Genomic DNA, 25,165 nt, shown 5'->3' with positions numbered 1-25,165 from the left:
CCGTTCTTTTGATTGTTAATGAAATCGTTCCAGCCACTTGATCAATCTTGCCTGAATTTTATTTGACGGAATTTTCCTTCCTCTTTCAATGCTGCTCAAATAAGAAGAAGAGATTTGAATTTCTTCCGCTGCCTCATGCAAAGATAGGTTTAATCTTTCTCTTATTTCCCTTACTCGGCTCCCCATGATTTCTGTTGATCCCTCTACGCTATAATGATCTGGCTGAGCCTTTGGTATGCTTTGTACGGATTGATTTCTCTTAATCGGCCGATATTGTTCCTTCACATATTCAGGTGGATCGATAACAATCGTCGAATGAGCCCAAACACGGCCCCATCCTTTTTGATCGGCAATCAACTCATTCCACTTTTCATAATGCCAGGACTGAATAAGGCCATCTTGCTGTAAGGTATCAAGTGCCTTTTCCAATCGATCTCTCGTGCGCGAAGGCATACGTTCATTAGTATTGACACTTATCGCCTCTAGTAACGTGTTGACTTTATTAGGCTGAAGAAAGTCTCCTTTTCTTGCCTGAATCCGCCAACGCCAGCTTAAATATCTGGCCAACCGCTTTTCCCACGTTTTACGGTAAGGATCATAATGCAAAGTTTTTATAGGAAGAAGTGCTACCTGCCTTCCAGAGCCGCTTAAATACTTTGCAAATACTTGATCGACTGTATACCTTAGTTTTTTTCCGTTCATTTCCTCCGTTATCCGACAGTCTTGTCTTTCTTGATCAACAAATAAAAAGGCTCGTCCTTCGAGTTTTGTCTCTACTGGTTTTCCTTTTTCATATACTATCGCTTTATCTAGCTCAATCCATAGATTTTGGATGATTGAAAGCGATTTCAACACTTGGCGTCGTTGCTTTAATTCATAGCCGCCCCGTCGCCCCTCCCCGCCCAACTTTGGCTTTAGGCCACGAATAGATAACAAATCATCGATCTCCACTTCAACTACATCTTTATAGTGTTTTGCTTTAGACAAGAAAATAGCACAAAGCGCATCAAATACATCTGCATCTAAGTCTGATAATCCTTCAGCTTGCTTCCACGATTCCTTAATAATGGGGTGGGTAGCGTGAAATCGATAGTGATCTTTTTTAAAGGGCTTGATTTGAAGTACGCCCGTCATGTTTCCTTTAGAAAGCGGCATGGTTGGCCAAAAGCCCTGTTCATGTAGAAAATGGTTCTTATAAAGAGCCTCCCGAACAGATTGGTAGGGGGCATTGTTCATGACAGACAAAAAATCTTTTGTAGCTAGAGTTGAGTCGTATTCAAGCGACAATGCAGAAAATGGTTGAAACAAAGCATTCTTTTTTAAATTGAACATGGCCTCAATTTCGTGCATCGTCCAATCTTCTAGATTTAACATCCTACTAATTTTCTTAATCCATTCTAACGTGTAAGTGTTCACTATACTTGTAAACCTTATAATAAATTCTTGATCCTCAGATAAATTTTTTGATATATACTCATAAAAAAGCTCATTTAACTCTTTCCTATTTAATGCCTCTAAGCCATGAGGACCAAGAGATTGTGCCATTTCTTCAAGGACCCATTCAGTTAAATGCATTCGGCACCACCTACAAAAATTCTCCCACACTTCGTCATTCACTAAAAAAGTATCCCTTTTCAAAATATTCTCTATGTAGTGGATGGATGAGCTTTTCAACGTCTTATCATTCAAGATGGAGGATAGGGATGGGGAAAACTTTTTATATTTCATCAACAGGTGGGTAACAATGTTATCAGCAATTTGTCTAATGAACCGGTTGCGTGCAGCCACACGCAAACTGTTAAACACTTGGGCACTCTCCCGGTAGACGCGCTCCCAAATGATAAATGAATTAAACCCTTCATTTTCAATAAAGATCGGTAAATCGGATGCTGTCCTCTCTGATCTGCCTCCAAATCTGTGATCGAGCCCTAATCTACTATCCTGTTCATAAACACACAGAATAAGAAAATCATCTATTTTTCCTGATAATTGTTTAGAAAGGTTGTTTGTTTTTTTTACACCTTTCTGTCTCAAAACATGATCATTTTCTAACATCATTACTACCTCCCCAGACTTTAATAGAGGATATATGTCTCGATGAATATTTTTGTTGAACTCTAGAATCATTAGTTATCCTTAAATGTAGCAAAATTATTCTGAATATTCAATACGGCATTTTGCTATTGATTAAAGGAATATCCCTATTCTTCCCATCAATCTGCTAAGGTTGGCTGAACTTTTGTGTGCTATTGTTATTTTTGCTTTTTCAGACGCTCATTACCTGATTGTCATTGATAATTAATAAAGTTTTTATAGAAATAAACTGTATAAATGGTAAAATTTAATAATCATCTATTAACAGTATGGAGCAGGTGTAAATGAAATGAGAAACAGCCAAGTGATTGAATTAAAAAATTTCTCCATTGGCTTGCCTAAAAAATTGACGTACGGAAACGGCAAAGAAATGGAGACTGGTATTTGTAAACAAACGGTTGAAGAAGCCTTCTTAACGAAAGAAGGCTTCCGGGGCGATGGAGTAGCAGATTTAAGGTATCATGGAGGGCCCGACCGCGCCGTATGTGTATATCCGTATGAGCATTATTCACTTTGGGAAAAGGAGTTTGCAATCCCCTTGTCCTCTTCCACTTTTGGAGAGAATTTAACAGTAACGAATATGCTGGAAAAAGACGTGTATATTGGGGACGTTTTTCGTCTAGGTGAAGCCGTCATCCAAGTAACTCAAGGCCGCATTCCGTGCAGCACGATTACAAAGAGGAGTAATAATCCAGCTCTCCTAAAAAGGATGGTCCAAACAGGTTTCACGGGCTATTTGTGCCGGGTTTTAGAAGAAGGTACCGTTCGCAATGACTCTAACATAACGCTGTTAGAATCACATCCAAAACAGGTATCCATCCTCGAAGGGAATGAAATTTACTTTCGTAAACCGAAAGATGCGGAAGGAATGAAAAAGATGCTGGCTGTTGATGAATTAGCCAATGAGTGGAAAGAGCTGCTGGAAGATCGATTGAATAAATTGGCTCCTCTTTTATAAGTCCTTTCAAGTAATTTATTAATATGGACTCCCCTAGCAAGAAAAAGGCCTGCTCACCAAGAGCAGGCCTCAGTTTGTCGACAAAAGGGGTTCGGAATAGTCTTATTCCGAACCCCTTTTGATTTTTCGGTAGTTTTAAAGCCATTCGAGAGAAAGATAGACCTCTCCGAGGTCATCATTTAAGCCATTTCTGGTTCTCGCCAAGTCCAGCTGGCCATTTTCTTGAGATTCATGGCAGCGAAAGTAAGCATCGCTTGCATCGACAATTTTTTAAGTCCCCTTAACGTTGTCCAACGCATGCCATGCTTTTCTTTTGCATCTGCGAATACACGCTCAATCGTTTCTTTTCGCTCCGCATAAATCGCTTTAACTTCTTCGTGGTGGCGAAGATGGTCGGCCTCTTCCATATATTTCTGCCAAATATGGCGTGTCACCACTTTTTGATGATTTCTGCTTTCCATGCATTTAGCTAAAAAAGGGCAGGAGGTACAAACCTGTTTGGGTGATCTGTATTCACGATAGCCTTCCTTATTCGTCGTTGAGTAATTCAATACTTCCCCTGCCGGACAAAGGTAACAGTCAAAATGTTCATCGTACACATAGTCATGCTTTCTGAAGAAGCCCTCTTTTGTGCGCGGCCGTGTATAAGGCAAAGCAGGTGTCATGCCGTTTTCCATTAAATAACTGGCAATGGCAGGTGTTTTGTAAGCTCCGTCTGCACCAACAGCTTTAGGTTTTCCTACCTTTTCTATCACTTTCTCCATTAACGGCTCTAAGATTTGGCTGTCATGTGTGTTGCCTGGTGTGACCATTGTGCCAATTACGAATCCCTTACGGTCTGCGGCCGCGTGAAAGGAATAGGCAAATTGTTTGGTTCGTTCGTCTTTAACGTAGTAGCCACTGTCCGGATCGGTTGTACTTTCCTTGATTTCTTTTGTTTCTTCTTTATCGAACTTATCTGGCGGGAACGGCTTTTTTCCATGATCCTCTCGGTCCTGATTAATCTCTTCTTGGAGGCGTTCCTGATACGCGCGTGTTTCTTTGCGAACCATTTTCTTTTCAAATTTACGCTTATTCGCGCTAGCTTTTACATGAGTGGAATCCACAAAAACGTGCTCCGCACTAATGAGCTTTTTCTCGGCAGCTATTTTTAAGATACGATAGAAGATCTGTTCAAACAGGTCGGTATCTTTAAAGCGACGCTCGTAGTTCTTACCGAAGGTAGAGAAATGCGGCACTTTATCATGGAATCCATAACCGAGAAACCAGCGGTAGGCCATATTCGTTTCCACTTCCTCGATCGTCTTGCGCATGGATCGAATGCCAAAGGCATATTGGATAAATGTTAGTTTAATTAAAATAATTGGATCAATGCTTGGGCGGCCCACTTCCGCATACAATCCTTCCACCAAGTCATAAATAAAAGAGAAATCCATCGCTGCCTCCATTTTACGGACCAGGTGATTCTCTGGTACAAGCTGGTCTAGAGCGATCATTTCTATTTGATTCCGTTGGATTGGATTGTTTTTCGAAAGCATCTTTCTCACCTCAAGTGTTTGATCTATTTATTTTAAAACAGGTATGGTTGTACGGCTACTCTAACTTTGTAACCCCTGTTGATTGAAATGAATGGCGCAAAGACTCCTGCGGGCTCACCGCCCGCCCCGCGGAAAGCGAAGCGCCTGGAATGGAAATCAACAGCCCCCATTCACAAGCAAAATAAAAAGGACTGTAGACAAACTCTAGAATTTCATTGAGTTTGTCTACAGTCTGAGGCCTGCTCACCAAGAGCAGGCCTTTTTCAAGAATCCATTTAGAATTTCAGCGATTTTATATCCTAAATCAACCTAGCTACGGCAACGAATATAAAATAGAATCTAATGGAACTGTCAAGTGTGCCAATCCTTCTATTGTATTTTCCCTTCCTCTCTATTTAGGGAAACTCACTTTTCTACTATAAACGTGCGTAACTGCGCCTTTGTACCAGGTATCTCCTTCATGAGTATTTCAAAGAGATTTTTCTCTAGGACAACAATATTTGCAAGTTTCCCTGCTTTCAATGCTCTTAATGCTCCGTTCTCTTAACGACCGGCTTTATTTCAACCTTACAGTTTAAATCGATGAATGGCTTTCTGTAACTCCTGAGCGATATGGGCCAGGCTTTCAGAAGAGCTGGATATTTCATTCATCGAGGCAAACTGATCCTTTGTGATAAATACTACATGTTCAGAATTTACTGTAGCGCTCTTAGCGACTTTTGATATCTCTTCTATTAAGCCTGTTACTTGTTTAGATCTGGCAGACATTTCTTGTGATGAGGCTGAAACGTCCTGTATCTGTTTTACGACATATTCAATATTTTCTAATATGCGCTGGAAGGATCGGTCTGCTTCCTCTACAACAGTCAAACCTGAACGTACTTCTTCTTCTCCTGTTTCCATTGCCACTATCGCTTCTTGTGTATCTTCTTGAATGCCCCTAATTAGCCCGGCAATTTTATCTATTGATTGCCTTGACTGATCGGCCAGCTTTCGGACTTCATTGGAAACTACTGCAAAGCCTTTACCATGTTCTCCAGCACGTGCTGCTTCAACAGCGGCATTAAGAGATAACAAATTCGTTTGGTCTGCAATATTTGTAATGACATCTAATATTTGAACAATCTCCTTCGAATGTTCACCTAATCGTTCAACAACTTTGGCGGTTCCTTCAACTGAATGATTAATTGAACTCATTTGCGAAAGAACCTTATTTATCGCTTCTTTCCCTTGTTGTGCCTCTTTCAATGCTCCCATCGATATATCTGAAACAAAAGAAGCAGATTTTGCAATTTGCTGAACCTCCAATGACATTTCTTCTATCGCTTGAAATCCTTCTTCTGAAGCGTTTAATTGCTTGCTAGAGCCGGTGGCAACTTCTTCAATTGCTTGCTCAATTTGCTGATTCATATGTGTTGATTGTTCGGCACTTGCATACAACTGCTCCGAAGAAGCGGCAATGTGCTCAGATGTAAAAGTAACCTTTTGAATGATCTCTTTTAATTGATAGACCATATGGTGAAATGATTGACTTAATTGGCCAATCTCATCTCTGCGTTTCACCGGCAAGCCTGCGATATATTTATTAGCGCCCCTCAAATCGCCTTCCGCTACATGCTCTGCCGTGTATTTCACGATATTAAGTGGTTTCAACGCGTTCATAATAAATACATATAAAATGATCACAGCGATAACCATAAAAATAATTGTAGTCACCAGAAAGGTCGGTAAACTTTCCAATACTACTTTATCTGTTATTGAGCCTACTTTCTCCGCATTAATATCAACACCTAAAATACCGATTACTTTTCCTGTTTTATCTTCTATCGGCGCAAAAGCTGATAAAAACTCGCCATATTTAGGATCATTTACGATTTCAGTGCTTGCCGTTTCTCCTTTAAGTACCGGCTCAATAGACTTGTAAGTCGTGGCATTAGTTGTCTCACCTATTGTTGATGCAGTCTTGGCGGATTCTCCGATTATTAGAATCTCAATCTCTTTTGTATCTGTTACACCAAGTGTATATACATATAATGCTCCTGTTTTTACTCTAAAATCATTCAGTTGCTGTCTCAATTCCCAATATACTTTATTTTTTTTCTGATTTTGTAAGAATTGTTTATAAGTTTCAGGATTTATATGGCTAACAATCGTTTCGGCTGTGTCTATACTAACATTTGAGATAGCACGCTCTGCCGCCTCTTGAGCAGTATGATATATCATACTCCCACTTACAACTGTTAAGATAACAATAATAATTGCAGCAATATTAGCTATCTTTATGCCTAATCCACCTAATCTGCCTTTCACACCCATCTTCTTGTCCCCTAAATTGGAAATTTGAGCTATCTTACTTTTCTATTAATGAATCGGTATGATCGAAAACAACCTTTCCATCAACAATTGTTACCTGCACTTTCGTATCCGGTATGTCTTCAGTGGGTATGTCAAAAAGGTTTTTCTCTAACACAACAATATCCGCCAGCTTCCCTGCCTCTAATGTCCCTAATTCCTGCTCTCTAAATGAGCCGTACGCAGGGCCGGCTGTGTAAGCTTTCAATGCTTCAGCAAGTGTGATGCGCTCATGCGGATGCCACACAGCTTCTCCGCTGCTGTCAATTCTCGTTACCGCACGGTAAATTTGTAAAAGCGGATTCAAGACATCAATGGGAAAATCCGTCCCAAACGCCAATTTCGCCCCGGCTTCTTGCAATGTCTTGATCGGAAACACATACTTTTCTCGCTCAGAACCAATTCGATCCGTGTACACCCCCCGCTCAGACATCGCAAAGTGATCCGGCTGCATGGACGCCGTCACGCCAAGCTCTTTGAAGCGCGGGATATCATCAGGGTGAATCACTTCGACATGTTCAACCGAATGGCGCGAATCCCGCTTGCCATTTGTCTTTTGCGCTTCCTCATAGGCATCTAAAGCCAGACGGATCGCTCCATCGCCAATGGCATGAAAGCGAATGCTAAATCCTTCTTTATCCGCTTCAACCACCCATTTTTTAAACGTTTCCGGAGGGAAGGATGCCTCTCCCCGAGTGTCGGGTTGGTCAGCATAAGGCTCAAGTAAATAAGCGGTGCGGGCGGTAATCACCCCATCAATAAATTGCTTCAGCCCCGATACACGAAGCTTGTCCGATTGATACGTCTCCCTCAGCTGTTTCACATGCTCCAAATTGCCATTTAATGCAGGCCATAAATGAATGCGGGCGGTTAATTCTCCTTTCTCTTCGAACTCTTTGAATACATCATAGTCATTAAGCATTTCCAATGCCTCTATTGCAAATAAGTCGTGAACAGCCGTTATTCCTAAGCTTGCGGCATGATTAAGGAAATTAGCGAACAGTTCCCGCTTTTGTTCTTTTGTAAAATTATAAGCATGACGGAATACTGTATCCATGGCCTTTTCGTACAACAGACCGTCGGGCTCTCCATTTTTGTCTTTGCTGATCATACCGTAAGAAGGATCCTCTGTATCTCGATTAATGTTAGCAATCTCTAAAGCTTTCGTATTCACCCATACGTAATGCCCTTCCGCATGGAACATCAGCGCTGGGCGATCCGGAAGAATGCGGTCCAATGAATAACGATTCGGCAATTGCTGGGTATCCCAGTATCCTGCATCCCAGGAATTGCCGATGATCCATGAATCTTCCGGCCGCGCTTCGGCAAATGTACGAATCATCTCTAATGCTTCTTCTTCAGAACGGGCTGAGAATAAATTAACACCGTTCATCGAAACAGCTCCATCCATCATATGAAGATGGAAGTCATGAAACCCCGGCATAATTAATTGGTCGTGAAATGGATAGACTTTCGTCCTTTCACCCGAATAAGATCTAATCTCCTCCTCCGAACCAATCGCAAGGATCTTATTATCCTTAATGGCAATGGAAGCTGGTTCCGGTTGATCGGAAAGCCCTGTAAATACTGCATTACTTGAAATAATCACATCAGCTAGTTGTTGACTCATTTTTAATCCATCCTTTTATCTATAATTGTGTACTCAGCTATTATTGCGCCTCTTCAAAAACAAGCTCGGGCGGGGGCTGCTTAAACATTTTCGTAAGATTAAGCAGGTACAAAAACCCTAACGTAAACCAAACTCCACCCAGTATTAGTGAATGAATATCTAATTTCACAAAAAATAATCCTGTAAGCGAAGCGCCAATTAACGGAATAATAAGGTACTGAATAGTCCCCCTAAGGGATCTCTGTTTTTTTCGGATATAATAGTGTGCGATAACCGAAAGATTAACAAGGGTAAAAGTAAACAATGCCCCAAAGTTTATGAGAGATACAGCAAATGTAAGACTTAAGAACAGTGAACTGAAAGCAACACACCCTATGATTAATATGTTATATACAGGGGTGCGATGTTTAGGTGAAAGATGCCCAAATATTTTGGCAGGAAGTACCCGCTCACGTCCCATTGCATAAAGAATACGAGATGCACTTGTCCCTGATGCAATGGCAGAGGCAAAGCATGCCATAGTTCCTTCTGCAAGGATATAGCTTATTAAAAAGTTGCCGCCAATATACGCGGCAATGTCTATATAAGCAGCTTCCGGGTTTTTAAAAGATTGGTAGTCTGGCCAGACAAGCTGCAAAAAATAGGAACCGACGATATATAATGCCCCGCCAATGATTGTAATCAGATAAATGGCCTTAGGGATCGATTTTTTAGGATTTTTCACTTCTTCTGATAGGGTTGTGACGGCATCAAATCCTAAAAAAGAAAAGCATAAAACAGGAATGATGGACATTACGTCAGATATATTCGCATTTGAATCCATAAACGGAAGGATCGAAAAAAGCGTTCCTGCTCCTTGACCGTTTAAAAGACCCTTTATCGAAAAGATAATGAATAAGGCGTACGTTCCAAATTGCATAAACAGAATAGCGGTACTAAATTTGGCAGCAACCGTTACACCAAGTACATTTATAGTTGTAACTATAACAATAAACATAATAATCCAAACATACATAGGAACGGAAGGGAAATAAGCATTCATAGCTATTCCTAGAAATAAAGAGCTAATCATTGGACTAAATATATAATCAAGTAAAATGGTCCAACCTACGAGAAAACCAACGTGAGGACTTATGGCCTTTTGTGTAAACGTGTAAGCAGCACCCGCCGTTGGATACGCTTTCACCATTTGTGCATAGCTATAGGCTGTAAATAACATAACGACTAGAGCAATGATATAAGCCGTTGTCATCATCCCGTTTGTGCTAGTGACAGCTACTCCATAGGTGGAGATCATAGTGGTGGGAGCCATAAAACTCAAACCAAAAAACACGATATACTTTAATGACAGGGTACGCTTAAGAGTTGGGGAATTTGCATTCATTAATCAATCCTCCTTTTTTTATTCATACACTACATCTTAATATTCTTACTTCCATTCATTTTTAGTAAGCAGATACTTCAGATGATCAAATTTTAATTTCCCAAACTCCCTCTCCAATTTCCTGCGAAGGTGTAGAAAGTGACACCCTGCGCTCTTTCAGATAGTGATACTGTTGTCTGCTCTCCTGGACAAGCGACAAGTCGATCGTTGCTGATAATACTTCTTCTTCGCATCCTGCTTCAGCAATTATCCGTCCATATGGATCAACGACAATGCTCCCTCCGCAAAACGTAATTTCCTCCAGCTCTCCAAGTCGATTTGTCAAAGCAACAAACATCTGGTTGTCTTGTGCTCTGGCTTGAACGGCAACACGATGTACTGGACCATCCCAATTTCCATCTGTCACTAACAATAGCTCTGTTCCCATGCTGGCAACTGCCCGGGCTGTTTCTGGATATTCTATATCGTAGCAAATGAGCAGCCCGACTTTTGTGTCTTGCCAGCCGCAGCTTCGGAAACAATTTCCAGGATTGACGACTGCCTCTTCCCCCACCCATAAATGAGTCTTACGATAAGAAAGCAACAATCCTGTCGGTCCCACTAGAATCGTGGTATTATAAATGTTTTCTCCTTCCTTTTCGTATAAGCCCACAACAATGGAAGTATTAGCTTCTCTTGCTTTACGTTCTAAATGTTTGACAAGAGGTCCATCCAAGGGCTCGGCTAATGTACGAGCAACCTCTGGAGAAGGAAACCCCATGATAAATGTCTCAGGAAACAAAATGAGGTCGTGAGAATGACCATACTTATTAACGACCTCATCCAAACGAGTAAGATTGTTTTCAACCTTCCCATCTTCACAAATGAGTTGTGCTAATGCGATAGTTACTTGATTCATAATAAAATCCTCCCTTTAACTGATGTCAAAAATATTCCAAAAACACTAAACCGATTTTTGCATTATAAGAGCTTAGCCCCTAGTGATGCAAAAAGACTTAATAAACCTCCTACTAGTAATATTTGCTCAGTTAATAACTTGCAAGAATAGTGCCAATGTTTAGATTACTTTAAAACCAGGTCATTATGTGAATACTCTAATGCAAAATTGAATTAACAACAGGAGGATTGATTTGTTTTTGCATTACAATTCATATATGAATTAATTCTCTGTTTCTAGCTTCCTTTCAATCGTTATATGGCTTAAATGAAGATGCTCTCTATCCCACATATATTTTTTAGATGACGAGACTCCACTTTTTCAAGAAGTTCCTTTCATATTTTTCTATTCTCAGTCTTTTTGCAAAGTCTCGCCAGCAGCCCTATTGCTTCAGATAAATCGCTCAAGTTCCTAACTTCTGACTAAACCTCCTAGTTTATGTGTGTTCTCTGGCCGATCATAAGAAATTAACAGATCAATAGTTGCTTTCTTATTCAAGCACTGCTTCTCAGCCGTTCTTATTCCACGTCTTTGTGATTTCATAGCTAATCTGTTCTACGCCTGCATTTTCTATAGTATGAGTGGTCTGCTTTTGTTTGTTTATTTTCCGTTCTTTTGATAGGACAATTAACTCATTATTTCACTAATTCTCCGGCATGATCATACACTACTTTCCCATCAACAATTGTTACCTGCACCTTTGTATCAGGTATGTCTTCTGCAGGTAAGTCAAAGAGATTTTTCTCTAACACAACAATATCCGCTAGCTTCCCTGCTTCCAATGTTCCTAACTCTCCCTCTCTAAATGAACCATATGCAGGACCGGCTGTGTAAGCTTTCAATGCTTCGGCAAGTGTGATGCGCTCATGCGGATGCCAGACGGTTTCTCCGCTGCTGTCAATTCTCGTTACCGCACGGTAAATTTGCAGAAGTGGGTTCAAAACATCGATGGGAAAATCCGTTCCAAAGGCCAAGTTTGCACCAGTTTCCTGCAATGTCTTGATCGGAAACACATACTTTTCACGCTCAAGGCCGATTCGATCGGTGTACACCCCCCGTTCAGACATCGCAAAGTGATCCGGCTGCATGGACGCCGTCACGCCAAGCTCTTTGAAACGCGGAATATCATCAGGGTGAATCACTTCGATATGCTCCACGGAATGGCGGGAATCCCGTTTGCCATTTGTCTTTTGCGCTTCCTCATAAGCATCTAAAGCCAGGCGGATCGCTCCGTCGCCAATGGCATGAAAGCGAACGCTAAACCCTTCCTGATCTGCTTCAACTACCCATTTTTTGATCGTTTCCGGAGGAAAAGACGCCTCTCCGCGTGTGTCAGGTTGGTCTGCATACGGTTCTATTAAATAAGCCGTACGGGCGGTAATCACGCCATCAATAAATTGCTTCAACCCCGATACACGAAGCTTGTCCGATTGATACGTCTCCCGCAGCCGTTTCACATGCTCCAAATTGCCATTTAATGCAGGCCATAAATGAATGCGGGCGGTTAATTCCCCTTTATCTTCAAATTCTTTGAAAACATCGAGAGATTCTATTGTTTTCAACCCGTGTAAATCGTGAACAGCCGTTATCCCTAAACTTGCTGCATGGGTTAAAAAATGAGAGAAAATTTTACTTTTATATTCATTTGAAAAATTAAATGCATGATGCACGACCGCATTCATTGCTTTTTCATATAAAATACCATCAGGTTCTCCCTCTTCATCCTTGCCGATTATGCCGTAAGAAGGGTTTTCTGTATTGCGGGTAATTTGAGCGATTTCTAACGCCTTTGAATTTACCCATGCGTAATGCCCTTCCGCATGAAACATGAGCGCTGGGCGATCCGGAAGAATACGGTCCAATGAATAACGATTCGGCAATTGCTGGGTATCCCAGTACCCTGCATCCCATGTAAACCCGATGACCCATGGATTTTCCGGATTTGATCGAGCAAATTCCTGGATCATTTCCAACGCTTCATCTTCTGAACGAGCCGCGAATAGATTCGCACTATTAAGGGAAACAGCTCCTTGCATAATATGAAGGTGAAAATCGTGGAATCCCGGCATAATTAGTTGATCTTTAAATTGATACACTTTTGTATTTTCACCCAAGTAAGCCTTTATCTCTTTCTCTGAACCAACCGCAAGGATTTTATTGTCCTTAATCGCAATGGACGCGGGTTCCGGTTGATCACAAAGCCCTGTAAATACAGCCTTACTTGAAATAATTACATCAGCTAGTTGTTGACTCATTCTTCATCAATCCTCTCATTATATAGATCTACTCCCTTTTATTGAGCTTCTTCAAAGGTAAGCTCAGGAGGCGGTTGCCGAAACATTTTCGTTAAGTTTAATAGATAAATAAATCCGATAAAAAGCCAAGCCCCGCCTAGTAATAATGAATGCTGGTCTAATTTTATGAAAAACAGTCCAATAAGAGCAGCGCCAATCAATGGAATGATCAAATATTGAACCGTTCCTTTGAAAGACCTTTTTCTCTCTCTGAAGAAGTAGTGAGCGATCACTGAAAGATTCACAAAGAAAAAAGCGAACAATGCCCCAAAACTAACAAATGAGACGGCTGTTGTTAGATTGATAAAAAGAGCACTTAACGCAACGGCGCCAATGAGTAAAATATTAAGCACAGGTGTATGATATTTAGGGGACACATAGCCAAAGAGCTTCTTCGGCAATACATTTTCCCTTCCCATCGCATATAAAATGCGAGAGGCGCTCGTTCCCGAGGCAACGGCCGAAGCAGTGGTAGAGGTTAGTCCTACTGCAATAAAGAAACTCACAAAAAGACTTCCACCGACATACATTGCAATCTCCAAATAAGCAGATTCAGGGTCTTTAAAAGATTGGAACTCCGGAAAAATCAGCTGAGCAAAATACGAACCCGTAATAAATAAAAATCCACCAATTAGCGTTACAAGATAAATCGCTTTTGGCAATGTTTTCTTAGGATTCTTTGTCTCTTCTGACAACGTAGTGACTGCATCAAAACCCAAAAAGCTAAAGCAGAGAATAGGGACAACAGATAGAAGCGTCGGTACACTAACTCCGGGGTCATAAAATGGAACGGTTGAAAATAATGTACCTGCCCCTTTTCCTTCAAGAAGCCCTTTAATCGACAAAATAAAAAATAGCACAAACAATAAGATCTGTAGAAGAAGCATATAAATATTAAGTTTCGCCGCTAATTTAATACCAAGAATATTGACCGTGGTAATCACCGCAATAAACAAAATGATCCAAACGACTATCGGGATGGATGGGAAATAAGCTTTCAATGAAATTCCGACGATTAGGGCGCTGATCATTGGGCTAAACATATAATCAATAATGATCGTCCAACCAACAATAAATCCAATATGCGGACTGATTGATTTTTGTGTAAACGTATAAGCCGCCCCGGCAGTCGGAAACGCTTTCACCAATTGGACATAGCTGTAAGCTGTAAATAGCATAGCCACTAAGGCGATTGCATAAGCAGTTGGCATCATCCCATTGGTGCTATGCACGGCAACCCCGTAAGTAGCAAAAAATGTTTTAGGCGCCATAAAAGCTAAGCCGAAGAAAACGACATGTACAAGAGTAAGCGAACGCTTGAGGGTTGGTGAGTCAATGTTTTTCATAGCTTAAACCTCCTTATAAAGTGTTTCTCCTTAACATTTGATAATAAAAATGAAAAATGACTATTTTTATTTAAATCCAATTATTCTGAATTTAAAGAATCCCCCCATTCCATCTGCATGACTTCATCATAAAGTCTCGTCTAACCCTAGAGTCAACTGTTTCCATAGAAAAAACCTTTGAAATGATAACGTTATCATTTCAAAGGTTTCTTCGAACTTGTTTTTCTTGGACAGGGATTTGTATTTCATAGTAGGCTTCCTCATATTGATCTGTTAAAGAAATGTCGACTTGCATAACCCTAATAGCGTCACCAGTAATCATATAACCATGAGTATCACAATAATGAAGCAGCTTTTTAAGCTGAGTCAGCATTTTCTCTCTCGTGAGCCCTCCATAGTAAGAGCATGCAAATATCCCTTTTTCTATTTTTTGTGTTGATTGTCCAGACGATTGATTTTCTACAAGAATAAATAGTTGCGATTGATATTTATCAAGGTTAAGAGGTCCATCCGCTGATTGGCGAATGTCGTTAAAATAATCTTTTTTGATAAAATCCCCAAATTTGTTACTAGCCAACACTGGGATGATCCCACCAACTTTATTTTCGAGCTCTAATAGTCCAAAATAAAGATTTTCTTTATCTCCCCAGCTTACTGGTCTAGCTAGCTGAATGTATTCGCGCTCTTCAAATTGTTTAACTACAATATCCGAATTCTTATAACTATTAGTGAAATATTCAATATTGTATAGTCGAGTATTCAAAGTATCATAGATATCTTGCAATCCCTTTATTTTTTCTTCTATATTAGCCAGTGATTCTTGAAGTGTTTGAATGGATTTTTTAACGTTACGGTTTGTTAAGAATTGCTTGATTTCCTCTAGGGAAAAACCGATTTTCCTCAGTTCCTTTATCGTTCCGAGAACTTCATACTGGGAAATGGAGTAATAACGATATCCGGTGTCAGGGTCAATGTAGTAGGGCTTTAACAATCCAATTTTATCGTAATGACGCAGTGTATCCACCGTTATACCTCTTAACTTTGCCATTTCCCCTATACTCAGCTTATTTCTCATGGCTCTTTCTCCTTCTAGCTAGTACTGGAAATAAATATACTAAAATAATAGCACGACCACTTCTGTTGTAAAAGAGAGATTTCTTATCACGAACAGGAAGTAAAAAAGGGAGTGAATCATTCTTTTCCGAACAATCCTTTCTTTGCCTCTAGCTCTTATCCCTAAAATATAGTATTGCTTTCTTTACAAAGTGTGGCCTCTCTTCTAGCGGCTAAATCGTTGCCAGCACCTAATTTTATTGGATACATAAGATGCTTTTAAAGGGGTGATCAGCATGCCGTGGCAGGATAAAGCTAGCGAGCTCATCGGTCAGCCCGTGGGCGTCTCATTGTCCAACGGCCGGGGAGTGTCCGGTATTTTATGCAGTGTGTCTGGAGGGAAAGTTTCTGTCATCGAATATTTATATAAATCTCAATTTGCATTGAAGCAGTATGATTATCGGTCGGTCCAAGATATCAACGGATTTCCTCCTTGTCAAAACCGGCAATGGTTCTATTATTAACAATGACCCTCTTTTAATAAAGAGGGTCATTGTCTTTGCTTGCCGCTGTTGTGCCTAACTAAAAGCATCGACTTCTCCATCTTTTATTCCTTATTATGGTATCATGCAAAAAATAAGGAAAGGAGTGAATAAATACTTGAGCTTAATGTCATTTGTTATCGTCATCATAGGCGCATTAATGATTGACTTCTTCTGGCTTGATGTGGAAAGCAAAAGATGGAAGTGGCTGAAAAACCGCTCTAAACCTCAACAGGTGCTGTTTTTTGTTTTTTTTATGAGCTCTTCGCTAGTTCTTTATTATTTGTTTGGACATAAGTTTTTAAGTTAATGAAATCACTTCAACTTGCCAATCATTTCTATAAAAGGATTGGCAGGTTACTTTTACCTCTTGCAGTTGTATACAAAATATCAATCATACTTAAATAAAGAAGAGGTTATTTGTTGATTGCACCTTATCCGCTTATGGAATCGGTCTTCCTTTATTTATTGTTATAAACAAAGGCTCTGTTAAAAAGAAAGGATATTCTTTTGAGAGTTAGTTGTAACAGAAGACAGTGACTCCAGCGGGAAAAGCGAGTATTATAGTGAGACTCCGCACAGAGCGCACGCGCCTAACCAAAAGAAAAAGCACCATAAGCGGTGCTTTTTTCTGCTGTGTGATTAGAAAAGTCAATTCTTCGACTCGCGATCTATTCATCTCTCACTCTAGCTTGATTTCATTAATAAAAGGATAGGATAACAGGGAAATCACTACCTTCTTCGTGAACATTTTCACGGGAGTTTAGAAGAACAGGTTTTTCATAAAGAGAAGCGGCCTGTATTTTCTATATTTTCAAAGGGACATAATCATTTAACTCCCACAGCGTCAAAAGATTTACTGACGGCATTTACTTCCGCCGAACCGGCACCAAAGAGGTCGGCTGCTGACTGCACCAGCGCAGCTCGAGCTTGGCTAAAAGTCGAAGATGCTGTTAGATAAACGGTATTCGCACGATAATAAATCTGCCCTACCTTCTCGTTGCCAATACCTGGTACTGTTATGCCATAATGAGTCCCTCCTTTGGCCAGAAGGTAAGCAGCTTTATTTATGATGCCACTATTCGTGTGTACGCCGCCATTATCTGCTGTACCTGTATAGCGTTTAGAATAATGATCAGGATCTCCATACTTCGCAGGGTCGCTCATTGAACGAAGCGCATCATTTGCAACCCCGGGTGTATAGATGTCTTCTCCAATCTCATAATCAGCGTTACTGTTATGGTAAAATTCAGCAAGAGTACCGAAAACATCTGAAATCGCTTCATTTAAGGCTCCAGATTCATTTTGATAAATTAAATCTGAGCTGCTGTCCGTCACGGCGTGCGTAATTTCATGAGCGACCACATCAATCGCGCCGGATAGCGGAATAAAAGTCGAACCGTCTCCGTCTCCGTATACCATCTGACTTCCGTTCCAGAACGCATTGTTGTATCTGCTGCCGTAATGAACCGTTGACCTAATGGCAGCCCCTCTACCATCATAGGAATTACGATTGAATTTTGTCTTATAATAATCATAAGTTTTAGCCGCATAGAAATGAGCATCCACAGCTGGAGCCTCATAGGTGCTATTTAAAAGATTGTCAGAGCTTGTCCAAAGTGTGCCAGGAACTTGGGAACGGTTTGCCGCATCATAAGTAACGATCCCGCCGCCTCTTGTTCTATCTTGTAAATAATAGGTTGAACTTGAAAGCGTCATATTCAGGTTTTTCGTATCCCCTAACACCCCTTTTCCAGTGCCTGTTGTATTGGTAGATGCTGCAGCACCTGGCTTAGCGGCCTCTTTTTTGCTTGTTTCCTGAGTGTTAGCTTCATGAAGGTCGTTATATTTATTCAGTATTTTTCCAGTTGAAGCTTCAATAAAATAATTATAGTTTCCTGGTTCTGGAGATAGGAAGTTCAAGTTTACTAGATAAGCATAAGTAGCATCATCGCCTTGCACGTACACAACCAACTCTGACGTTGGCTCTTTTTCATATTCAGGAATCAAACCAAGATCAGCTTCAGCAATTTTAATTGATTGGTTGGCATTAACTTTCCTTTCATGTTTTAGCCCTTTTTTATCTTCCAGGTTAGGGGTGACTGTGCCCGAGAATACAGTTAAGATGCCATTATCTGTTACCATGGCTGCTTGTGTAGACCCCCAGACAGGGACTCCGTTGTATACCTGCTGTAGTCGAAGAGCAGTGGACCCGTCCTTTTCCTTTTTACTTGATGTTACTTTGAAGGATTCTTTAGCAGATTTAGATCCGAGCTTATATTTGTCTTTGTTAGCGCTTACATAATCATGCACAACGCTTTCTGCATTTTTTTTAGCTGGTTTTGTCAGGTTACCCGAGACAAATTCAGGCGAACCGACTGACTGATTATACTTGTAGTTTGACAAAACATTTTTTGGTGCGGCAAGCGATGAGGCAGGAGAGAAGACACTAGTGGCTAAACCGAGAGACAATCCAAGAGCTAAAACTTTTCTGTTCACTTTAAGTCCTCCTTGGTTAACATGAATGGTAATTCAGAAATCATCATACCATGCTGAAAATTATTTTTATACTATTTTTTTCAATTTAATTCCATTTTACTAGAAAAAGTAGAATTTTAAGGAAATTAATCCTCAGAAACATAGACTCATAGTAGATAAATGGTATTATTTACAATTCACCCATTTATAACCATAATAAAAAAGCCAGCATACTATGCGCTGACCTATACTCTCTGTATCCGCTTGTCGAATAAAGTCTTTTAAGCCCCGCCATTAAAATCTTTTTAACATCTGCTTCTAAATCATTTTTTAATGAATTATATAAAGTTGCTGAATAATTCTTTACCTGGTTCCGTTTTCGGAGTAAAAACAGACTTCTTAACGGGATCGTTTTTGACTATCTAGTAATCAATTCTGTTCCATATGAATTATCAACCGCACAAAGCCAGCTGCCTTGTAAATTTTTCCGAAATACGTATGTTGCTCTTCGATCCATTGAATATTCGGTTTCCTGTTTATCCGCATCCAAAAGCGTCTGAGAAATAACTAACGCCGTATCGCCAGCTTCCAGAATAACCATTTCCCCCTGTGTCGGCACGAGAGTATTATTGAAGTATTGGGAAATAGCGATAAATGCTTTTTTGATTTCCTCTTTGCCCTGTGCTACCTTTCCGGGCTTTATAACGAGAATAGCATCATCGGTATAGTAATTCATCAATGTATCAAAATCTTCCTGCTTAATTGCCAGATCACACTTTTTAATAAGCTCTGTTAATTCATGTTCCATAAGATCCTTCCTTCCCCATACTAAAATATGTTAATTAGATCGATTTTACATGATTTACCTCAATGACACTATCTTTTTTCCCTGCTCACCAAAAAAAGCCAACAAGAATTTGTTGGCTCAGTTTGTCGACAAAAGGGGTTCGGAATAGTCTTATTCCGAACCCCTTTTGATTTTTCGGTAGTTTTAAAGCCATTCGAGAGAAAGATAGACCTCTCCGAGGTCATCATTTAAGCCATTTCTGGTTCTCGCCAAGTCCAGCTGGCCATTTTCTTGAGATTCATGGCAGCGAAAGTAAGCATCGCTTGCATCGACAATTTTTTAAGTCCCCTTAACGTTGTCCAACGCATGCCATGCTTTTCTTTTGCATCTGCGAATACACGCTCAATCGTTTCTTTTCGCTCCGCATAAATCGCTTTAACTTCTTCGTGGTGGCGAAGATGGTCGGCCTCTTCCATATATTTCTGCCAAATATGGCGTGTCACCACTTTTTGATGATTTCTGCTTTCCATGCATTTAGCTAAAAAAGGGCAGGAGGTACAAATCTGTTTGGGTGATCTGTATTCACGATAGCCTTCCTTATTCGTCGTTGAGTAATTCAATACTTCCCCTGTCGGACAAAGGTAACAGTCAAAATGTTCATCGTACACATAGTCATGCTTTCTGAAGAAGCCCTCTTTTGTGCGCGGCCGTGTATAAGGCAAAGCAGGTGTCATGCCGTTTTCCATTAAATAACTGGCAATGGCAGGTGTTTTGTAAGCTCCGTCTGCACCAACAGCTTTAGGTTTTCCTACCTTTTCTATCACTTTCTCCATTAACGGCTCTAAGATTTGGCTGTCATGTGTGTTGCCTGGTGTGACCATTGTGCCAATTACGAATCCCTTACGGTCTGCGGCCGCGTGAAAGGAATAGGCAAATTGTTTGGTTCGTTCGTCTTTAACGTAGTAGCCACTGTCCGGATCGGTTGTACTTTCCTTGATTTCTTTCGTTTCTTCTTTATCGAACTTATCTGGCGGGAACGGCTTTTTTCCATGATCCTCTCGGTCCTGATTAATCTCTTCTTGGAGGCGTTCCTGATACGCGCGTGTTTCTTTGCGAACCATTTTCTTTTCAAATTTACGCTTATTCGCGCTAGCTTTTACATGAGTGGAATCCACAAAAACGTGCTCCGCACTAATGAGCTTTTTCTCGGCAGCTATTTTTAAGATACGATAGAAGATCTGTTCAAACAGGTCGGTATCTTTAAAGCGACGCTCGTAGTTCTTACCGAAGGTAGAGAAATGCGGCACTTTATCATGGAATCCATAACCGAGAAACCAGCGGTAGGCCATATTCGTTTCCACTTCCTCGATCGTCTTGCGCATGGATCGAATGCCAAAGGCATATTGGATAAATGTTAGTTTAATTAAAATAATTGGATCAATGCTTGGGCGGCCCACTTCCGCATACAATCCTTCCACCAAGTCATAAATAAAAGAGAAATCCATCGCTGCCTCCATTTTACGGACCAGGTGATTCTCTGGTACAAGCTGGTCTAGAGCGATCATTTCTATTTGATTCCGTTGGATTGGATTGTTTTTCGAAAGCATCTTTCTCACCTCAAGTGTTTGATCTATTTATTTTAAAACAGGTATGGTTGTACGGCTACTCTAACTTTGTAACCCCTGTTGATTGAAATGGATGGCGCAAAGACTCCTGCGGGATCAGCGGGACAGGTGAGACCCCGCAGGCGCTTTCGCGGCGAGGAGGCTCACCGCCCGCCCCGCGGAAAGCGAAGCGCCTGGAATGGAAATCAACAGCCCCCATTCACAAGCAAAATAAAAAGGACTGTAGACAAACTCTAGAATTTCATTGAGTTTGTCTACAGTCTGAGCCAACAAGAATTTGTTGGCTTTGGGTACATGTGCTTTAGCTTGCTTTGTCTATCCTCCTGCGCCCATCAGTCTTCCATAATTTCATCAAAGGCGGCAGAAACTTTGTCGAACTCTTCCTCACTTTCAATGGAGGTAAAGTCGCCCTCTTGGTCGACCTTTAAAAAGAAAACGTCAATGTCTTCCTCTGTTTCATCCTCAATATCCTCTACAAAGCCGACTGCCGCATATTGCGTGCCTTCGATATTAATAGCGGCCAATACTTCAACCCTCTGTTCTTCGTCGTTCTCACCGCTAATCGTGAAAACTTCTCCTACTTCAATATTTTCCATGCAATAACCCCTCTCCTTTTAAATTCCTCTTGTTTTAATAAGACCTCTAGTCATCTTATTTCCAAAGGGCGAGTAATTCATGCAAGAAATGCCGATTTTCATCCTAAGTATTTTCTTCTTTTGTTTTTCCCATACTATTGGTGCAATTTAGATTAGAATTGCTAACCTTCAAATTCAACGATATTCCAACAAACTTCTTGTTTTTTTCATTACACCCGTCTATATTTATATAAAGATAGCTGTCAAGACAAGGAGATAGACACAATGTCAGAAAAAACAATTTCACAGAAAAAGCTGCTTGGCATCGCCGGCCTTGGCTGGATGTTTGATGCAATGGATGTCGGCATGCTGTCATTTATTATCGCTGCTCTAAAAGTAGATTGGAACTTGACACCAGAGCAAATGGGCTGGATCGGCAGCGTGAACTCAATCGGAATGGCTGTTGGTGCGTTCCTATTCGGTCTTTGGGCTGACCGTATGGGTCGGAAAAATATTTTTATTATTACGCTGCTGATCTTTTCACTGGCAAGCGGCCTATCCGCACTGACGACCACACTCGCCGCTTTCCTTATTTTGCGCTTTTTTGTCGGTATGGGACTTGGCGGCGAACTGCCGGTTGCTTCGACGCTTGTTTCAGAGAGCGTACCAGCAAAAGACCGAGGGCGAGTAGTCGTTCTGCTCGAAAGCTTCTGGGCGTTCGGCTGGCTGCTGGCTGCATTAATTTCTTACTTTATTATTCCGTCATTCGGCTGGCAAATTGCGCTTGTACTTGGGGCACTTCCAGCGTTTTATGCCCTTTATTTGCGCCTAAACATGCCTGATTCTCCTGCATTTTCACCGAAAAAAGCAGAAAAACGCACCATCGGCCAAAATATCCGTGATGTCTGGTCGAAAGCATATGCCCGGTCCACTCTCGTACTATGGGCCGTTTGGTTTACTGTTGTCTTTTCCTATTATGGCATGTTTCTCTGGCTTCCAAGTGTCATGGTCATGAAAGGATTTAGTATGATCCAAAGCTTTGAATACGTGTTAATCATGACTCTTGCTCAGCTGCCTGGTTATTTTACAGCAGCCTGGCTTATTGAGCGCGTAGGTCGGAAGTTTGTCCTGTCTACCTATTTAATTGGAACGGCTGCCTCCGCTCTTGTATTCGGAAATGCAGAAACAACTGCTGTGCTTATCACCTCTGGTATCTTACTATCCTTTTTTAATCTTGGTGCCTGGGGAGCCTTATATGCCTATACGCCAGAACAATATCCAGCCGTCATTCGTGGAACAGGTGCCGGCATGGCCGCTTCCATCGGCCGGATTGGCGGCATATTGGGACCGCTTCTCGTTGGAGCTTTAATTGCTGCCGACTATTCTATTGCATTCATCTTCGGTTTGTTCTGCATCAGCATCTTTATCGGCGTAGCTGTATTGGTCATTTTCGGCCGAGAAACGCGTCAAGTGGAACTTGAATAGAAATAAGCTATTCATATAAACAGTTATCAAACGATCGAATGATCCGCACTATTTTTCATCCACACTCTTTTTCCTGTGGAAAGAACAAAAGGGTTGTCCTCATGGGACACCCCTTTACTCTACAGGTTCTCATAAAACGAACTGGCAAACTTTCTGAGTTTTCTCCTTGAAGCCCCTTTTATGATTAGCCTTTTGATTCTTCCATTACTTTTCTGTTCCATAAATCTTAGATAGAGAAAAACCTCTTCCAAGAATCTCAGAAGCATTAAGAAATACAACAAAAGAAGATGGCTCCTGCTCTTGTAATACCTTTTTCAAATAAATAGCCTCCTGCTGTTCAACCACACATAGGATCATCGTTTTTTCTTTATTGGAAAACCCGCCAATGGAGCGCACTTTTGTCAATCCTCGGTCAATTTCGTCTTTAATAATGGATTGAATCTGCTCTTCCTGTTCAGTAATAATAAGAACAAGCTTTGAGGGTGAGGTTTGCAGCTGGACAAAATCAATGACTTTGCTCGTAACATAAATAGCCATCATGGCATAAAGAGCAAGCTCCAAGTTAAAAACAAGGGCGGAGCTAATAACAACAAATCCGTCAACGATTAACTGGGAATAGCCACTGGAGAGTCCTGTATATTTTTTAACAATTTGCGCAACAGTAGCTAGTCCCCCTGTTGATCCCTTTCCTCTATAAACAATTCCTAGCCCTACCCCCAGGAGAATTCCTCCATAGATAGCGGACAGTAAAGGATTATCAATCTTAAAAGGAATATCAGCGCTGAGCCAAATAGTAAATGGAACAAAGAAAATCCCTACTAACGTCTTTAAGCTGAAATCTTTTCCCAGAAGCAAAAGGCCAATAAAAAAGAGTGGAATATTAATAGCCCATTGTACATAAGCGGGGTTGTACTGATATAGCTCATACAGGATCGTGCTTATACCAGAAACACCGCCTGCTGCGAGCCGAGCCGGCAGCAGAAAAATATTATATGCCAAGCCAACTAAGGCCGAGCCAATGATAATAGATAAATATTCCATGAGTAATTTTGTCTGAGCTGTATGTTTTATCATTCTTTGAGACAGTCCTTTCCTGACGGTAACTCATAAATAAAACCATGCCTTTTCATTGCAGAAAAGTTACATTTCCTCTTAACCGCTAGCCTTCGTTTGTTCCTGTGCACTCTTTCGCTGATAGGTAGATAGCACAACTCCGCTTACTATGAATAAAGCGCCTAAAAGTTCTATCTTAGTTATTGGTTTATGCAGAATGATTAATCCCGTAACCATGGCTACAAATGGTTCTAAATTAGATAACATAGAAGCCTTTGAAGCATCCACATACCTAATGTTACTGTTCCAAATCAGCGTAGCTATACCGTGCACTACAATAGCCGTTGCAGCTAGAAAAGCCCAACCCTTGCTATTAGAAGTTATTCGTAAAGGGATATCTAATAGAAAAACAAATGGAATCGACACAACAAAACCTACTACATTCGAATATAAGGTAATAGTCAGTGCATCTATTCTTTTAGAGAGCACCCTTGTCATAATAATCATAATAGCGAACGTTATCATTGTTACTATGATCCATACCAGTCCCTTATCCACGTGCAAAGACGATAAATGACCTTTTGTTACAACAAAATAAATTCCCGTAATCGCTACGATAGATCCTACTAACATCCGGATTGTTAATTTCTCTTTTAAAAAAAGGGCTGCTAATAAGCCAGTTAAAATGGGAGTCATTGCTAAAATCAATGCGGACGTGGTCGGATCAGCTGTTTGCAGACCGACAAAGAAAGACCACTGATTTATCAGCACACCAATAATTCCAAGAAGAGACACTGCAAGAAAATCTGATTTACTTATGCGTTTAAAGTGTTTTTTGTAGAAGGAAACTCCACCTAAAAAAAGTACAATAAATAGCAGCCTTAATGCAGTTAATAAAGCTGGTGAGAAATCCTGGACTAAAATTTTGCCAAAAACAAAATTACTTCCCCACACAACCACACAAAAGGTCAGCCAAGTATACGCTTTTACTATCGTTGTCACCCCCATGCAGTAAAATATCAACTATCCTATTG

19 protein-coding genes are annotated in these 25,165 nt (G+C 40.7%); 4 read left to right on the top strand and 15 right to left on the bottom strand.

What is annotated here, in order from left to right:
• Positions 1–15: 15 nt before the first annotated feature.
• A complete protein-coding gene (locus MKZ02_RS11665; protein WP_182916959.1) occupies positions 16–2,058 on the bottom strand; it encodes a helix-turn-helix domain-containing protein in 2,043 nt (680 codons plus the stop codon).
• A gap of 325 nt (positions 2,059–2,383) precedes the next feature.
• On the opposite strand from MKZ02_RS11665, the gene MKZ02_RS11660 reads away from it, so the two are divergent.
• Positions 2,384–3,052 (top strand): MOSC domain-containing protein, encoded by a 669-nt coding sequence (locus MKZ02_RS11660; RefSeq protein ID WP_340853661.1) that lies wholly within the window; start codon positions 2,384–2,386, stop codon positions 3,050–3,052.
• Positions 3,053–3,231: 179 nt separating this feature from the next.
• Here MKZ02_RS11660 and MKZ02_RS11655 read toward each other — a convergent pair whose 3' ends face one another.
• From MKZ02_RS11655 to MKZ02_RS11620, 8 genes are all read right to left on the bottom strand, one after another.
• Positions 3,232–4,590: an IS1182 family transposase gene (locus MKZ02_RS11655; RefSeq protein ID WP_340853659.1), complete on the bottom strand. Its 1,359-nt coding sequence runs from the start codon at positions 4,588–4,590 to the stop codon at positions 3,232–3,234.
• Positions 4,591–5,157: 567 nt separating this feature from the next.
• On the bottom strand, positions 5,158–6,906 hold the full coding sequence (locus MKZ02_RS11650) for a methyl-accepting chemotaxis protein (protein WP_340853658.1): 1,749 nt from the start codon (positions 6,904–6,906) through the stop codon (positions 5,158–5,160).
• 34 nt (positions 6,907–6,940) lie between these two features.
• Positions 6,941–8,572 (bottom strand): amidohydrolase, encoded by a 1,632-nt coding sequence (locus MKZ02_RS11645; RefSeq protein WP_340853656.1) that lies wholly within the window; start codon positions 8,570–8,572, stop codon positions 6,941–6,943.
• 40 nt (positions 8,573–8,612) lie between these two features.
• Positions 8,613–9,956 carry an APC family permease gene (locus MKZ02_RS11640; protein ID WP_340853654.1) on the bottom strand — a complete coding sequence of 448 codons (1,344 nt, stop codon included), beginning with the start codon at positions 9,954–9,956 and terminating at the stop codon, positions 8,613–8,615.
• An 85-nt stretch (positions 9,957–10,041) separates the two neighbouring features.
• Positions 10,042–10,854: a carbon-nitrogen hydrolase family protein gene (locus MKZ02_RS11635; protein WP_340853652.1), complete on the bottom strand. Its 813-nt coding sequence runs from the start codon at positions 10,852–10,854 to the stop codon at positions 10,042–10,044.
• A 674-nt stretch (positions 10,855–11,528) separates the two neighbouring features.
• Positions 11,529–13,148: an amidohydrolase gene (locus MKZ02_RS11630; RefSeq protein WP_340853651.1), complete on the bottom strand. Its 1,620-nt coding sequence runs from the start codon at positions 13,146–13,148 to the stop codon at positions 11,529–11,531.
• Positions 13,149–13,186: 38 nt separating this feature from the next.
• On the bottom strand, positions 13,187–14,533 hold the full coding sequence (locus MKZ02_RS11625) for an APC family permease (protein WP_340853649.1): 1,347 nt from the start codon (positions 14,531–14,533) through the stop codon (positions 13,187–13,189).
• Positions 14,534–14,732: 199 nt separating this feature from the next.
• The gene (locus tag MKZ02_RS11620) at positions 14,733–15,608 is read right to left on the bottom strand and encodes a MerR family transcriptional regulator (RefSeq protein ID WP_120032220.1); all 876 of its coding nucleotides are present in this window, start codon (positions 15,606–15,608) and stop codon (positions 14,733–14,735) included.
• A 274-nt stretch (positions 15,609–15,882) separates the two neighbouring features.
• On the opposite strand from MKZ02_RS11620, the gene MKZ02_RS11615 reads away from it, so the two are divergent.
• Complete coding sequence (locus tag MKZ02_RS11615) at positions 15,883–16,110, top strand: hypothetical protein (protein ID WP_120032222.1); 228 nt, start codon at positions 15,883–15,885, stop codon at positions 16,108–16,110.
• A gap of 145 nt (positions 16,111–16,255) precedes the next feature.
• Positions 16,256–16,438 (top strand): hypothetical protein, encoded by a 183-nt coding sequence (locus MKZ02_RS11610; RefSeq protein ID WP_259455778.1) that lies wholly within the window; start codon positions 16,256–16,258, stop codon positions 16,436–16,438.
• A 518-nt stretch (positions 16,439–16,956) separates the two neighbouring features.
• Here the strand turns inward: MKZ02_RS11610 and MKZ02_RS11605 are convergent.
• The 4 genes from MKZ02_RS11605 to MKZ02_RS11590 all read right to left on the bottom strand — a co-directional run bounded on the left by MKZ02_RS11605 (position 16,957) and on the right by MKZ02_RS11590 (position 21,614).
• Positions 16,957–18,627 (bottom strand): M4 family metallopeptidase, encoded by a 1,671-nt coding sequence (locus tag MKZ02_RS11605; protein ID WP_340853646.1) that lies wholly within the window; start codon positions 18,625–18,627, stop codon positions 16,957–16,959.
• A gap of 397 nt (positions 18,628–19,024) precedes the next feature.
• On the bottom strand, positions 19,025–19,414 hold the full coding sequence (locus tag MKZ02_RS11600; RefSeq protein WP_120032229.1) for a YybH family protein: 390 nt from the start codon (positions 19,412–19,414) through the stop codon (positions 19,025–19,027).
• 227 nt (positions 19,415–19,641) lie between these two features.
• Complete coding sequence (locus tag MKZ02_RS11595; RefSeq protein ID WP_340853644.1) at positions 19,642–21,000, bottom strand: IS1182 family transposase; 1,359 nt, start codon at positions 20,998–21,000, stop codon at positions 19,642–19,644.
• A gap of 350 nt (positions 21,001–21,350) precedes the next feature.
• Entirely contained in the window at positions 21,351–21,614 is a 264-nt protein-coding gene (locus MKZ02_RS11590) for a DUF1292 domain-containing protein (protein WP_340853642.1), read from the bottom strand.
• A 264-nt stretch (positions 21,615–21,878) separates the two neighbouring features.
• Here MKZ02_RS11590 and MKZ02_RS11585 point away from each other — a divergent pair, with 264 nt between their 5' ends.
• The gene (locus MKZ02_RS11585) at positions 21,879–23,078 is read left to right on the top strand and encodes an MFS transporter (protein ID WP_120032231.1); all 1,200 of its coding nucleotides are present in this window, start codon (positions 21,879–21,881) and stop codon (positions 23,076–23,078) included.
• Between the two features lie 204 nt (positions 23,079–23,282).
• On the opposite strand, the gene MKZ02_RS11580 is transcribed toward MKZ02_RS11585, so the two are convergent.
• Positions 23,283–24,152 carry a YitT family protein gene (locus MKZ02_RS11580; RefSeq protein WP_340853640.1) on the bottom strand — a complete coding sequence of 290 codons (870 nt, stop codon included), beginning with the start codon at positions 24,150–24,152 and terminating at the stop codon, positions 23,283–23,285.
• 78 nt (positions 24,153–24,230) lie between these two features.
• Positions 24,231–25,124, bottom strand: a complete 894-nt coding sequence (locus MKZ02_RS11575; RefSeq protein ID WP_340856383.1) for a DMT family transporter — start codon at positions 25,122–25,124, stop codon at positions 24,231–24,233.
• Between the last annotated feature and the right edge of the window lie 41 nt (positions 25,125–25,165).

Source organism: Pseudobacillus sp. FSL P4-0506, from assembly GCF_038003025.1.
GTDB lineage: Bacteria > Bacillota > Bacilli > Bacillales > Domibacillaceae > Pseudobacillus.
Note: the sequence above shows the minus strand (reverse complement) of the source record. Positions and strands in the feature narration are given on the sequence as shown.

Bases quoted from the DNA above. Each gene is read 5' to 3' on its own strand.
- MKZ02_RS11580 (WP_340853640.1), bottom strand. From the start codon at position 24,152: ATGATAAAACATACAGCTCAGACAAAATTACTCATGGAATATTTATCT.
- MKZ02_RS11665 (WP_182916959.1), bottom strand. From the start codon at position 2,058: ATGATGTTAGAAAATGATCATGTTTTGAGACAGAAAGGTGTAAAAAAA.
- MKZ02_RS11610 (WP_259455778.1), top strand. From the start codon at position 16,256: ATGTCATTTGTTATCGTCATCATAGGCGCATTAATGATTGACTTCTTC.
- MKZ02_RS11620 (WP_120032220.1), bottom strand. From the start codon at position 15,608: ATGAGAAATAAGCTGAGTATAGGGGAAATGGCAAAGTTAAGAGGTATA.
- MKZ02_RS11655 (WP_340853659.1), bottom strand. From the start codon at position 4,590: ATGCTTTCGAAAAACAATCCAATCCAACGGAATCAAATAGAAATGATC.
- MKZ02_RS11660 (WP_340853661.1), top strand. From the start codon at position 2,384: ATGAGAAACAGCCAAGTGATTGAATTAAAAAATTTCTCCATTGGCTTG.
- MKZ02_RS11585 (WP_120032231.1), top strand. From the start codon at position 21,879: ATGTCAGAAAAAACAATTTCACAGAAAAAGCTGCTTGGCATCGCCGGC.
- MKZ02_RS11615 (WP_120032222.1), top strand. From the start codon at position 15,883: ATGCCGTGGCAGGATAAAGCTAGCGAGCTCATCGGTCAGCCCGTGGGC.
- MKZ02_RS11625 (WP_340853649.1), bottom strand. From the start codon at position 14,533: ATGAAAAACATTGACTCACCAACCCTCAAGCGTTCGCTTACTCTTGTA.
- MKZ02_RS11645 (WP_340853656.1), bottom strand. From the start codon at position 8,572: ATGAGTCAACAACTAGCTGATGTGATTATTTCAAGTAATGCAGTATTT.
- MKZ02_RS11595 (WP_340853644.1), bottom strand. From the start codon at position 21,000: ATGCTTTCGAAAAACAATCCAATCCAACGGAATCAAATAGAAATGATC.
- MKZ02_RS11590 (WP_340853642.1), bottom strand. From the start codon at position 21,614: ATGGAAAATATTGAAGTAGGAGAAGTTTTCACGATTAGCGGTGAGAAC.
- MKZ02_RS11650 (WP_340853658.1), bottom strand. From the start codon at position 6,906: ATGGGTGTGAAAGGCAGATTAGGTGGATTAGGCATAAAGATAGCTAAT.
- MKZ02_RS11640 (WP_340853654.1), bottom strand. From the start codon at position 9,956: ATGAATGCAAATTCCCCAACTCTTAAGCGTACCCTGTCATTAAAGTAT.
- MKZ02_RS11600 (WP_120032229.1), bottom strand. From the start codon at position 19,414: ATGGAACATGAATTAACAGAGCTTATTAAAAAGTGTGATCTGGCAATT.
- MKZ02_RS11635 (WP_340853652.1), bottom strand. From the start codon at position 10,854: ATGAATCAAGTAACTATCGCATTAGCACAACTCATTTGTGAAGATGGG.
- MKZ02_RS11630 (WP_340853651.1), bottom strand. From the start codon at position 13,148: ATGAGTCAACAACTAGCTGATGTAATTATTTCAAGTAAGGCTGTATTT.